The organism is Streptosporangium sp. NPDC049376 (assembly GCF_044466505.1).
Taxonomy (GTDB): domain Bacteria; phylum Actinomycetota; class Actinomycetes; order Streptosporangiales; family Streptosporangiaceae; genus Streptosporangium.
Genome location: NZ_JBITMT010000002.1, coordinates 229,250 through 240,971 on the forward strand (window position 1 = coordinate 229,250; position 11,722 = coordinate 240,971).

8 protein-coding genes are annotated in these 11,722 nt (G+C 71.5%); 2 read left to right on the plus strand and 6 right to left on the minus strand.

The features are described from left to right. Positions 1-113: 113 nt before the first annotated feature. From rho to thrC, 3 genes are all read right to left on the minus strand, one after another. Entirely contained in the window at positions 114-2,129 is a 2,016-nt protein-coding gene (rho, locus tag ACIBVQ_RS06530; RefSeq protein WP_362777108.1) for a transcription termination factor Rho, read from the minus strand. A 465-nt stretch (positions 2,130-2,594) separates the two neighbouring features. Continuing rightward, positions 2,595-3,527, minus strand: coding sequence for a homoserine kinase (gene thrB / locus ACIBVQ_RS06535; protein ID WP_352009669.1), 933 nt, complete (start codon positions 3,525-3,527; stop codon positions 2,595-2,597). Between the two features lie 181 nt (positions 3,528-3,708). Further along, a complete protein-coding gene (gene thrC, locus ACIBVQ_RS06540) occupies positions 3,709-4,767 on the minus strand; it encodes a threonine synthase (protein WP_352010164.1) in 1,059 nt (352 codons plus the stop codon). Between the two features lie 199 nt (positions 4,768-4,966). Between thrC and ACIBVQ_RS06545 the strand changes: the two genes are divergently transcribed. Continuing rightward, positions 4,967-6,487: a glycosyltransferase gene (locus tag ACIBVQ_RS06545; protein ID WP_399176037.1), complete on the plus strand. Its 1,521-nt coding sequence runs from the start codon at positions 4,967-4,969 to the stop codon at positions 6,485-6,487. Here ACIBVQ_RS06545 and ACIBVQ_RS06550 read toward each other — a convergent pair. Further along, on the minus strand, positions 6,468-7,826 hold the full coding sequence (locus tag ACIBVQ_RS06550; RefSeq protein ID WP_399176039.1) for an MFS transporter: 1,359 nt from the start codon (positions 7,824-7,826) through the stop codon (positions 6,468-6,470). The two genes, ACIBVQ_RS06545 and ACIBVQ_RS06550, sit on opposite strands and share 20 nt — an antisense overlap. A gap of 94 nt (positions 7,827-7,920) precedes the next feature. Between ACIBVQ_RS06550 and ACIBVQ_RS06555 the strand changes: the two genes are divergently transcribed. After that, positions 7,921-8,718 (plus strand): SAM-dependent methyltransferase, encoded by a 798-nt coding sequence (locus ACIBVQ_RS06555; RefSeq protein ID WP_362909868.1) that lies wholly within the window; start codon positions 7,921-7,923, stop codon positions 8,716-8,718. Here the strand turns inward: ACIBVQ_RS06555 and ACIBVQ_RS06560 are convergent. Both ACIBVQ_RS06560 and ACIBVQ_RS06565 read right to left on the minus strand, forming a co-directional pair. Further along, complete coding sequence (locus ACIBVQ_RS06560) at positions 8,702-10,366, minus strand: glycosyltransferase (RefSeq protein WP_399176042.1); 1,665 nt, start codon at positions 10,364-10,366, stop codon at positions 8,702-8,704. The genes ACIBVQ_RS06555 and ACIBVQ_RS06560 overlap by 17 nt on opposite strands. Then, a complete protein-coding gene (locus tag ACIBVQ_RS06565) occupies positions 10,363-11,418 on the minus strand; it encodes a glycosyltransferase (protein WP_399176044.1) in 1,056 nt (351 codons plus the stop codon). The genes ACIBVQ_RS06560 and ACIBVQ_RS06565 overlap by 4 nt, the downstream gene beginning before the upstream one ends. Positions 11,419-11,722 lie beyond the last annotated feature (304 nt).

The following is an 11,722-nucleotide window of genomic DNA, read 5'->3' on the forward strand; positions in this document are numbered from 1 at the left end:
GACGGGTCCTCCCGAGGTATGGATATCCCGGGGAGGCGGATCTCACAAGGGCCGGACAACGGCGAACGCCCCGGCCGTGAGGGCCGGGGCGTTCACCGTACGGGACGGGTGGGTCAGTCGCGATCGGAGCTGACGGTCGTCGTCCTGACCTGGAGGAGGAACTCCGCGTTGGACTTGGTCTCCTTCATCTTCTCCAGGAGAAGCTCCAGAGCCTGCTGCATGTCCAGCGCGTGCAGCACACGCCGCAGCTTCCAGATGATCTGGAGCTCGTCCTTGCCCAGGAGGATCTCCTCCTTGCGGGTGCCGGACGCGTCGACGTCAACCGCGGGGAAGATGCGCTTGTCCGCGAGCTGACGGTTGAGCTTGAGCTCCAGGTTTCCTGTGCCCTTGAACTCCTCGAAGATGACCTCGTCCATCTTGGAGCCGGTCTCGACCAGCGCCGTGGCGAGGATCGTCAGCGAGCCGCCGTTCTCGATGTTGCGGGCGGCACCGAAGAAGCGCTTCGGCGGGTAGAGCGCGGTCGAGTCGACACCACCGGACAGGATGCGTCCCGAGGCCGGGGCCGCCAGGTTGTAGGCGCGGCCGAGGCGGGTGATGGAGTCGAGGAGCACGACCACGTCGTGACCCAGCTCGACCAGGCGCTTGGCCCGCTCGATGGCGAGTTCGGCGACCGTGGTGTGGTCCTCAGCGGGACGGTCGAAGGTCGAGTGGATGACCTCGCCCTTCACCGACCGCTGCATGTCGGTGACCTCTTCGGGACGCTCGTCGACCAGGACGACCATCAGGTGGCACTCGGGGTTGTTCCTGGTGATCGCGTTGGCGATGGCCTGCAGGACCATGGTCTTGCCCGCTTTGGGCGGGGAGACGATGAGACCGCGCTGGCCCTTGCCGATCGGGGCGACCAGGTCGATGATCCTGGTGGTCAGGATGTTCGGCTCGGTCTCCAGGCGCAGCCGCTCCTGCGGGTAGAGCGGGATGAGCTTGTTGAAGTCGGGCCGCTGCCGCGCCTGCTCCGGGTCCATGCCGTTGACGGTGTCGAGGCGGACGAGGGCGTTGAACTTCTCGCGGCGCTCGCCGTCGCGGGGCTGACGCACCGCGCCGGTGATGACGTCACCCTTGCGCAGGCCGTTGCGGCGGATCTGGGCGAGTGAGACGTAGACGTCGTTGGCGCCCGGCAGGTAGCCGCTGGTCCGCACGAAGGCGTAGTTGTCGAGGATGTCCAGGATGCCGGCGATCGGGATCAGGACGTCGTCGTCACCGACCACGGGCTCGTTGCCGTCGAAGCGGTCGCGCCCACGGCGGTTGCGCTCCCTGAACCGGCCGCGACGCCCGCGACGGTCGTCGTCGTCGCCCACGCCGTGCTGGTCGTTGCGGTCCTGCGGGCCGCGGTTCTGCTGGTTCCTGTCGTTGCGGTCACCGCGGTCGTTCGACCGCTCGCCCCGGTCGTTACCGCGGTCGTTGCGGTCGTTCGACCGCTCCCCGCGGCTCTGGCCCGCGTCGGCGGCGCGCTGGTCGGGACGGCCCTCGCCGCGCTCACGCCTGTCGTTGCCGCGCTCGCCGCGCTCACCGCGGTCGCCGTTGCGGCGGCGGTCGCCGCGCTCACGGCGGCTCTCGCCGCGCTCGGGACGCGTCTCCGCCTGAACCGGCTCGGCCTGCTGCTCAACGACGGGAGCCGCGACGGGCTCGGCGGCGACGGGAGCGGGGGCCTGCTGGACGACGGGAGCGGGCTGCGCCTGCTCGGCGACCGGCTCCGCGGCCACCGGGGCGGCGGCGCGGGAACGTTCCCTCCGGCTGCGGGCCGGACGCTCGGCGACCGGCTCGGCCACGGGGGCCGCAGCGGCGGCGGGAGCGGGAGCCGCAGAGGCCTCCTTGGCCGCGACGGGAGCCGGGGCGCTCTCTGTGGCTACGCCCTGCTTCTCCTGGATCGCCGCGATGAGTTGGCTCTTGCGCATCCGCCCGGTCCCGCTGATGCCAAGGCCGGACGCGATGGCCTGCAGCTCAGGCAGCACCATGGCGGACAGGCCGGTGCCGGAGCGACGGCGCGGCTTGGCCGCGGCGCGGGTGGGGGTGTCGCCGGCCGTCGGCGATGCGCCGGCGGCGTCGGAGAGGAGTTCGGTGGTGTCGCTCACTAATGGGTCCTTCCCAGGGGTCGGGCGTGGCCATGATCAGCCAATCGTCCCGGTGGTGCGATCGACCCGGTGGGACAGACCGGGTCGGGTTGCACGTCGCGATCCTCGACGGCCCTTGGGGACCGCCGCCACTGTCGGGGAAGGGCACATCCATGCCGTCACCATCGAGATTCGCCGACGGTGGGGCTTGGAGGACACCCCCCGGATTGCTACCGGCAACCAGATGTCGAGGTAGTTCGAACGCGCATGTCCCCTCAAACGCCGCCTCTCGTTGCCCCAACCGAATGTGGAGCATTCGGAGGCGACGGATTCGGGGAGGCCACTGCGGCCCTCATGCCCCACGGTGTGGGAAATGAGACAGCGATGTGTGGCTGACAAGCACGCACCCAACAAGGGGGCACCTGGTGCGGCTACCAGCCTAACATCACCAGCGCACACAGCTATTCCCTGAAGGTCGAAGAGGTATCAGCGTGTCTCGGGAGAGACAACACGGGCACCGCGGGTTTCGACATCCAGTGGCTGGATGAGCCAATCCGTACCCACTTCCGGTGCGATCAAATCCTGCGTATCCACTGTGGAAAACGCAAGAATTGTGGGACCCGCTCCCGAGACCACGGCGGGGACCCCGATGCCGCGCAGACGTTGTACCAGATCCGCCGTACGTGGCATCGCAGGCGCGCGGTAGTCCTGGTGCAGCCGGTCCTCGGTCGCGGCGAGCAGCAGCTCCCGCTCGGGCCTGACGGTCAGCGCCGCCACGAGAAGCGCGGCCCGCCCCGCGTTCGCGGACGCGTCCGCGTGCGGCACGCTCTCGGGGAGGAGTCCCCGCGCGACCTCCGTCGAGAGGCGTTGGCGGGGAACGATGGCCACGGGCCGGATGTCGGCGTGCGGAACCAGTTTCAGCATATGCGGCGTGTTCGACCGGTCCGTCCAGGCGACGGTCAGGCCGCCCGCCAGGCAGGGGGCCACATTGTCGGGGTGTCCCTCGATCTCGGTGGCCAGGGCGAAGACGTCGTCGTCGCCGAGCGAGGACGTGCCCGCGAGCGCCCTGGCGGCCAGGACGCCCGCGCAGATCGCCGCGGAGGAGGAGCCCAGGCCCCGGGCGTGCGGAATGCGGTTGAGACAGTTCAGCCGGATGCCGTGTGGCTGCGGCAGGCCCATCCGCTCGAAGGTCGTGCGCATCGTCCTGACGATGAGGTGCCCCTCACCCTGGTCCAGCTCGCCGGCGCCCTCTCCCGAGACGGCGATCTCCACCGTCCCGGTATGGGAACCGTCCGGGGTGAACAGGCTCGCCTCGACCTCGTCGTAGAGGCCGAGGGCGAGTCCCAGGGTGTCGAACCCGGGCCCGAGGTTGGCCGATGTCGCCGGGACCCGGACGGTGACCTTGGTGCGTTCGGTCATCGAGAATCTGGGGCACGAGCCCCTGGCGTGGCCATGGGCGTGGAAGGCCCCTCCTCCTATCTGCCTGCTGTCCGCCTGACGCGGGACGGTCTGCCTGATGCTTCGGGAGTGCGCGCGAAGAGCCGCGGCGGCGGGGCCGCCGCGGCACGCGGGTCGGGGAGGTGCCCTGCGGACGGACGGTTCAGGCGAGTTCCAGCGCCTGGGCCGCGGCGTGGGCGTCGACCGAGATCGTCAGCGGGGTCGGCGCCCCGGAGATCGCCCAGTCGGGGTCCTTGAGGCCGTTGCCGGTGACCGTGCAGACGATCCGCTGGCCGGGGTCGACCAGGCCCTGGGAGTGGGCCTGCAGCAGGCCCGCGACGCTGGCGGCGGAGGCCAGCTCGACGAAGACGCCCTCCTCCTGGGCCAGCAGCTTGTAGGCGGCGGCGATCTGACGGTCGGTCACGGCCTGGATGACGCCGCCCGAGTCGTCACGGGCCGCTTCGGCCAGCTGCCAGGAGGCGGGGTTGCCGATGCGGATCGCGGTGGCGATCGTGTGCGGGTGGGGCACCGGGGCGCCGTTGACGATCGGCGCGGAGCCGCTGGCCTGGAAGCCGAACATGCGCGGGCTCCTGGTCGCGACGCCGTCCTTGGCGTACTCGGTGTAGCCCATCCAGTAGGCCGAGATGTTGCCCGCGTTGCCCACGGGGATGCAGTGGATGTCCGGGGCGTCGCCGAGGGCGTCCACGATCTCGAAGGCGGCGGTCTTCTGGCCCTGGAGCCGGAACGGGTTGACCGAGTTGACCAGCGCGATCGGGTAGCTCTCGGAGAGCTTCCTGGTCATGTCGAGACAGTCGTCGAAGGAGCCCTCGACCTGGATCAGCTTGGCCCCGTGGACGAGCGCCTGCGCCAGCTTGCCCATCGCGATCTTGCCGCGGGGCACGAGCACGGCGCAGGTCAGGCCCGCGCGGACGGCGTAGGCGGCGGCCGAGGCGCTGGTGTTGCCCGTCGAGGCGCAGATGACGGCCTTCGCGCCCTCCTCGACGGCCTTGCTGATGGCCATGGTCATGCCACGGTCCTTGAAGCTGCCGGTCGGGTTGGCCCCCTCGACCTTGAGGTAGACGTCGCAGCCGGTCAGCGCCGAGACCCGGTGTGCCGGAACGAGCGGTGTGCCGCCCTCCAGCAGCGTGACGACGGGCGTCGCCGTGGTCACCGGAAGTCGGTCACGGTACTCCTCGATGAGGCCACGCCACGCCCTGCTCATCATTGCTCCTCCCGCGCGTTCCCAGCACGCGCGTTCTACCTGCGGTGTTAGGCAGCAAGTCTACGGGTAATGGGATCTGAACCGGGATCTGCCGTCCACCAACTGGACACCTCAAGCGTCTCCCCAGGAAACGCTCAGGAAGCGTGGGTAGTGTCATCGGGTCCTGAGAAGCGGGAACGCAGACAAGGAGCGGCGGAACATGGCGGGCGGAGTGGCGACCAGACGGCCCCCGATCCGGCACAACGACTACTCCCCTCTCGATCCGCCGCCGCTGGGCGACTGGGCTCCCTCCCTGTCGGTCAGCGTGGTCGTCCCCGCGTACGGCGGGCAGCACGCGCTCGACCTCACCCTCGCCTCCCTGGCCGCGCAGACCTATCCCGGTCACCTCATGGAGGTGATCGTGGTCGACGACGGCAGCGATCCACCGCTGCGCCTGCCGGACATCGCCCCCGAGGGCGCCAGGATCGTTCCCTCCGCCTCGGACGGCTGGGGCATCGCGCACGCGCTCAACACCGGTGCCGCCGTGGCCGAGGGGCGGATCATCCAGCGGCTCGACGCCGACATGGTCGTCTGGCCCGAGCACATCGAGGCGCTGGCCCGCTGGCACCACCTGAGCGACTACCTGGTCACCATCGGCGCCAAGAGGTTCGTCGAGGAGCCGCCCCCGGACCTCTCCCCCGAGGAGCTCTACGAGCACGCGCGCGCCGGCTCCCTCGGCGAGGTCCTCGACCTGTCGAACGCGCTGGCCAGTTCGACGGAGCAGACGATCTCCCGGACCGACGGCCTGCGCAGCAGCCGCAACCCCTACCACGTGTGCACGGGGCCGACGGTCTCGATGCGGCGGGAGACCTTCCACGCCGTGGGCGGGGTCGATCCCGGCGTGCTCAGGGGTGAGGACACCGAGTTCGCCTACCGGCTGGCCACCCACGGGGTGGTCTTCGTCCCGGACATGGCGGCCAGGGCCGCGCACCTGGGGCTTCCCGCGCAGCGGGTCGACCGGGACCGGACGGTCAGGGCCGTCGCCCCCTACCTGGCCCACCGGGTTCCGCTCCGCCGCGACCTGCGCAAGGACGGGGGCAGACGGTGGCTGGTGCCGTACGTGGAGGTGGTCCTCCATGTCGACGGGGACGAGAGGCAGGTGCGGGCCGCGGTGAGCGCCGCGCTTGAGGGTTCGGTCTCCGACGTCCGGGTCACCCTGGTCGCGCCCTGGTCGCGTCTGTCGCCCGGACGGCACTCGGTGCTCGGCGACCCGTCGTTCGAGCTGCGCGTGATGCGGGAGCACTTCGCCCACGACGAGCGGATCAGGCTGGCCGACGAGGTCGTCCCGACGCCGGGGCCGACGCCGTTCCGCTACACGGGGCCGGTCTCGGTCCCGCTCGGCAGGGAGACGCTGGAGCGGATGATCGCCGCGGTCCAGGAGGACCGGTCGGGCATGCTCGTCGTCGATCTCGGTGAGGACGGGTCGGCGACGCTGGAACGGGCGGAGGCGCTGGGCAGGGCCAGGCTGCTCGGCGCGGACGACGTCGTCACCTCGATCAAGGCCACCCACGGGGTACGGCACGGCACGAAGGCGGAGTTCTGGCCCGCTCCCCGGCGTCAGGCACCCAGGCCGGCCCCGGCCAAGACCGCCAAGCCCTGCGCGAACCAGTCCTCCGCCTCCAGGGCGACCCGGTCCCTGCGTTCCAGGCTGGGGGCGGCCTTCAGGGAACTGCGGGCCTGACGGCGGAGGTCTCGCCCTGCTCCTGCTGCGGGCGGGGAACGACGCGCCGCCGTACGACCAGGCCGAAGGCGACGACGAGCAGGCCCGCGACACCCGCGACAGCGAACGGCGCCGCGGGCCGCCAGGAGCTGAAGAGCGTCCCGCCGACCGTGGAGATGACGAGGATGCCCACGGCGCCGCAGAGCGTCTGCACGCCGTAGGCGGAGGCGCGCACCGCCGGGGGGACCTGCTGGGCCAGCAGCGGACCCGCGCTGACGATGGCGGCGATCTCGCCGAGGCCGATGAGCGCGGCCACGGCCATCATGCCCGAGCCGAGCGGGTCGTCGACCAGCAGCGTGGACAGGTAGGCGACGGCGGCCAGGGCCTGGGCGACCAGGACGGCGTCCTGGCGGCGCAGCCGGTCGCCGAGCCAGCCGAACAGCGGGGCCCCGAGGGTGGCGACCGTCTGCGCGACACCGACCACGGCTCCGCCTCTGGCCACGGCCTCGACGGGGGACAGGCCGCCCTCCCTGACGCCGTGGACGACGACCCACAGCGGCAGGAACGCCGCGACGATGGACAGGTCGGCGCGGGCCACGAAGGAGGCCGCGTACGACAGCGCGACCCCGGGGTCGCGGGCGAGCGCGAACCCCTCCCTGACCAGGCGGACCAGCGGGATGCGCGCCGAGGCGGCGTCCACCCTGATCCTGGAGATGGTGACCCACATCAGCACGGCGACGGCCAGGATGATCACGGCGACGATCAGGAACGAGTAGCGGGCCGCGTCGACCGTGGCCGCCCTGCCTCCGTCCCCGCCGAGGTTCCTCTCGATGATCGCGGGCAGGCGGACCAGGCCGAGGACGGCCACCATGGCGCCCAGCCCGCTGAACAGGCCGATCAGTCCGTATGACTTGCCGCGTGAGCGGTCGCGGACGTAGTCGATGGCGACCGTGGCGAGCATCCCGTTGAGGGCCGCCACACCCAGGGCGAAGACGACCCTGAGCGCGACGAGCATGGTCACGTTGCCCGCGTAGGGGAACAGCAGGGTGGACAGGCCGCACAGCGCGAACCCGGTCACCACGACGGGCCGCCTGCCGAAGCGGTCGGCGAGCGCGCCGTACCAGGGGAGGCTGAGGATCATCGCGATCTCGGCGGCGGCGGCCAGCAGGGCGACCACCCTGCCCTGGTCGGCTCCCTGGCCGTCGAGCACGCCGAGCAGCAGGAGGGGCTGGGCGGCGGGCAGGAATGTGATGATCATGGTCGCCGCGAACGCCATGATCATGGACGCCACCAGGTTGCCTGGGCTGATGCCGTCGGACAGGTGAAGCCCGGCGAAACGGCGCGGGGGAAGGGCGGCCATGCGGCGATCTTGCCAGCCGCCTGATCACTTCTCCAGCGTTACCGCTCGATATGATCACGACAATTCCGGAAATATTTCTACCGGGGAGCAGCACGTGACCGATCAGGCACTAAAAGGCATCAACACCCAGATACCTAACGTTGCACGCATGTACGACTACTATCTGGGCGGCAAGGACAACTTTCCCGCTGACCGGGAGGCGGCGGAACGGGCCCTGACGGTCGTCCCCGAGATCAGGCACAGCGCCAGGTCGAACCGCGCCTTCCTGCGCCGCACGGTCGACTTCGTCGCCAGGACGGGCATCGACCAGTTCCTCGACCTCGGAGCCGGGCTGCCCACCCAGAACAACGTCCACCAGGTCGCCCCCGGCGCCAAGGTCGTCTACGTCGACAACGACCCGACCGTGCTGGTCCACGGCAGGGCGATCCTCGGCAAGAACGAGAACGTGACCATCGTCGAGGGGGACATGCGCCGCCCCCGCGAGATCCTGGAGCACCCGGACGTCCGCGCGGCGATCGACTTCGACAGGCCGGTCGGTGTCCTGCTCCTGGCGATCATGCACTTCGTGCCTGACGAGGACGACCCCTGCGGGATCCTCGCGACGTTCCGCGAGGCCATGGCCCCCGGCAGCCACCTGGTCATGTCACACGTCGCCATCGACGCCAGGCCCGCGGCGGCCGACGGGGTCACCAAGGTCTACGACCGGGCCTCCTCACCGTTCGTGGCCAGGACCAGCAAGGAGATCGTCCGGCTGTTCGAGGGCTTCGACGTGGTCGAGCCCGGCATCGTCAACCTGCCCGAGTGGCGCCCCGCCCCCGGGGACACCGTGCCGTACAAGGGGATCGGGTCCTACTTCCTGGGCGGGGTCGGAGTGGTCAACGGCGACGGGTGATCGCCCGCTTCACCGAGGACAGCAGACCGTACTGGACGACCTTCCTGGCCGCGGCCAGTTCCTTGCGCAGGGTACCGACCTCGCGCCGCAGCTCGACGGCGCTCCTGCGCCAGCGGCCCGCCTCCTCGCGCCACCGGGTCACCTGGCCGCGCAACCGCTCGGCCTCCTTGGTGAGGCGGGCGATCTCGGCCTGCGCCTCCGCCCTGGCCCGGTAGGCCCCCCTGCGCCCGGCCGGGGTCCTGGCCTCCCGCAGGAAGCCGTAGGTCTCCCCGTCCGCCCAGAAGACGCCGAAGGTGTCCTGGACCGCGTCGTCGAGCGGCTCGCCGTCGGCGGCCACGATGGCCGCGCGGGCGAAGGCCGCGGTCCGCTCCAGCCTGGCGACGGTGAGTCCCCGCTCCGCGTCTTCCGCCAGGAGCACACTGACCAGGCCGTATCCTCCGTCCGTCGCCAGGTCGAGCAGTCTGGCGAGGGTGTCCTCCCCCGGTGTCCATCCGGCGGGCAGCCGAAGCCGGTACGGCACCGCCCCCCACGACGACTCCCCCGGCCGTCCCGCCTGTCCCGGGGACGACGAGGTGAACCGCACCCGGCCCTCGTGCGCGTAGTGGCCGAGGATCAGCGTCAGGTCGAGGTGGGGGTCGCGCAGCGGGGCACGTCCCTCGACGCCCGCGTGCTCCCAGGGGCCGGGGACGGTGACCGCGACGTCGGGCACGGTGCCCGCGAGCACGGCGTCCACACTCGCCCTGACCTCGTCGTAGCCGGGGTCGCCGTCGCTCTCGACGACCACCTCCAGGTAGGGCACCTTCCACTGCCGCGCCGGGTGGGAACGCAGCCAGCGGTAGGCCGGGATCCGGTCGGCGACGAAGGCGTGACTGACCCGGTCGATCGGCGCCTTGTCACGCATCCGCATGGTCGGCCCCAGGTGGAAGGCGCGGGCCAGCGGCTCGGGCACGAAGACCGCGCCCGCCTGGGCGAGCCGGTAGCCCATCTCGGTGTCCTGACCGAGGACGAGATCGGTGTCCATGGGGCCCGCCTCGGCCAGCAACGCGGCGTTGACCGAGGTCGCGCCGCCGACGTGCAGGCTGAAGGCCCGGCTGCGGCCGTCGGTCAGGCCCGAGGTGCGTTCGATGAGGTCGACCAGCCAGGCGTGCGGCTCGGCGGGCTCGAACAGCTCGGCCAGGTCCGGCGCCTCGGCCACCTCCCGCGCCGTGGGCAGCGGCGCGGGCGTGAAACGCAGCCGCCCCGTCACCACGAGGTACGGCGCCGCGTGGTGCCAGCGCATGTGCGCCTCGACGGCCTGCCGGTCCAGGACCACGTCCGAGTCGAGCCAGTGGACCACGTCGCCGGTCGCGGCCCGCAGCCCGGCGTTTCGCGCGTGCGCCCTGCCCGGGACCGGGCAGGCGACCAGCCGGGTGCCCGCGGGCCTCAGCTCGGGCAGGCGCAGCGGCGGGTCGCTGCCGTTGTCGACCACGATGACCTCGGTCAGGTCCTCGGGGTAGGTCTGGCCCGCGAGCCCGGCGAGCACCAGGTCGAGCTTGTCCTGGCCGCCGTAGGCCGGCACGACCACGCTGACCCGCAGCGACGGGGTCCAGGCCCCCGGCTCCGGCGGGGTGAGGCTGCGGTAGTCGTTGCCCACGACCCGCGCGATCACGAGGCCTCCAGGATCAGGCTCGGCGCGAAGCCGTACCACTGGTACGACGCGACACGCAGGAAGTGGGCCAGCGGCAGCCGCCAGGTGTGCTCGGCGCTCACCGAGCGTCGCAGCACGTAGCCGAGACCGTGGGTGCGGTAGATCCGTGCCCCCTCGGCGTGTGCGGCCTTCAGGAAGGCCGCGTCGACCCCGCGCGGCAGGGCGGGGAAGCCCCCGGTCCGCGTGAACAGGTCTCTGCCGCTCAGGATCGTGCCGCCCGCGACGTGGTCGGACCAGATCTCACTGGTGTAGTCGGTGCGGCGGACCGTGACGCCCAGGGGCTCCAGGTGGAAGAACTCGGCGGCGGTGCCCACGATGTCGGCGCCCGAGTACGCCCTGGCCAGCAGAAGGTCGGCCAGGTGCTCGGGACCGTACCAGTCGTCGTCGTCCCACTTGGCGACGTACTCTCCCGACGCTCCGGCCGCCGCCAGGTTGAGCACCTCGCCGAAGGGCACGGCCGCGGGCGCCTCGGTCACCCTGACCGGCAGGCCGCTGTCCTCGACCGCGCGCCGTACCTCGGGGTGGTCGGCCGGGACGCCGTGCAGGCCGAGCAGGACCTCGGTCTCGACCCGGCGCTGGGCGGCTATCTGGGCGAGCGCCCCGCCGAGCAGGTGCGGGCGCATGGTGGACATCACGACGCTGACGGACGGGGTGCCCCGGGGAGGGACGCCCAGCAGGGACAGGCCGTGGCGGCGCAGCCGTACGCTGTGCTCCTCCCTGCGCAGGGCGGTCACCGAGTGCGGCGGCGGGTTCTCCTCCGGCTCTCCGGGGGTCCAGGCCGCCAGCAGGCGGGCCAGGCCGGGCTCGGCCCAGCCGGGCGAGGAGGCGGCGCGCAGCGGGACTCCGGCGGCGGCGAGCGCGGTGAGCGCGCCCGTGGGGACCTCCTGATCCGGCCAGCCGACGTTCAGGCCGAGCAGCGGCCTGAGCCTGTCGATCTCGGCGGCCTCCGGGCGCTCCCCGACGGGCTCACCCGCCGCGAGCCATGCGGAGCCGGACCACGTCAGCTCGGCCATCCCCTCCTTCGCCGTCCGCAGGAAGCCCGCCGGGGTCGCGGAAGGGGCCGGAACGGGCCCTGATGGGGGTGGGGACGTGGGCGGTGACGCGGAAAGGGCGGGGGAGGGCACCGACGCAGGATATCGAGGCCGGGAGATCACTTCCCAGCGCGTTCCAGGGTTGACACGGGCGCTCACCGACAGTCACTCACAGCATTCACCCAGGTCACAAAAACCTTGAGGTTTACCGTTTATCGCTATATCCACTCATGTGGAGTGGATAGCCTCGAACACTCCCCCCGACAGAACAGGCAACGAACGACAG